The 786-nt window shown below is 65.8% G+C and carries 1 protein-coding gene; it reads left to right on the top strand.

All coding sequences use genetic code 11. The features are described 5' to 3' along the window. Positions 1 to 786 (top strand): IS110 family transposase (locus Q1A87_RS23580; RefSeq protein WP_299657290.1); only part of this gene is annotated, 786 nt, incomplete at both ends.

Below are 786 nucleotides of genomic sequence, written 5' to 3'. Positions count from 1 at the left end.
GCAAGAAGTTGCGGCGCGTTCAGGTGCTGGAGTTTTTCGACCAACTCCCCGCATGCGTCGTCGCGATGGAAGCCTGCGGCGGCGCTCATTTTTGGGGTCGCGAGATCGGCAAGCTGGGCCATGACGTTCGGCTGATCCCGCCGGCCTACGTCAAGCCCTTCGTGAAGCGGCAGAAGAACGATGCGGCCGATGCGGAGGCGATCTGCGAGGCGGCGATGCGGCCCACGATGCGCTTTGTGCCGGTGAAGAGCGAGGAGACGCAGGGCGCCGCCATGGTCTTCCGGGTCCGGGAGCTTCTGATCCGGCAGCGGACGCAGGCGATCAACGCCCTGCGTGGCCACCTGACAGAGTTCGGACAGGTCGTGCCACAGGGAGCGGCCAACGCATCGAAGCTGATCGCCATCGTTGAGGAGCTGGAAAGCGGGCTGCCGGCCGAGGCCATCCCCACGCTCAAGACCCTGATCGCGGCACTCGCGCACATGGAAGCAAAGATCAAGGAACTCGATGCGGAGATAGCGCGCCGCGCCAAGGAGAACGACCTCGCCCGGCGGCTTATGACGATCCCGGGCATCGGTCCTTTGATCGCCACGGCGATCGCGACCCTGGCTCCGCCGCCGGAGACATTCCGCCGGGGGCGTGACTTCGCCGCTTGGCTCGGCCTCGTGCCGCGACAGCATTCGACCGGCGGCAAGCAGCGCCTCGGTGCGACAACGAAGATGGGGGAGCGATCCTTGCGGCGATTGCTGATCATCGGCGCCAACAGCGTGATCATCAAACGGCATGTGC

Source organism: uncultured Jannaschia sp. (genome assembly GCF_947494055.1).
In the GTDB taxonomy this organism is placed as follows: domain Bacteria; phylum Pseudomonadota; class Alphaproteobacteria; order Rhodobacterales; family Rhodobacteraceae; genus Jannaschia.
This window is presented reverse-complemented; position numbering and strand designations above follow the sequence as displayed.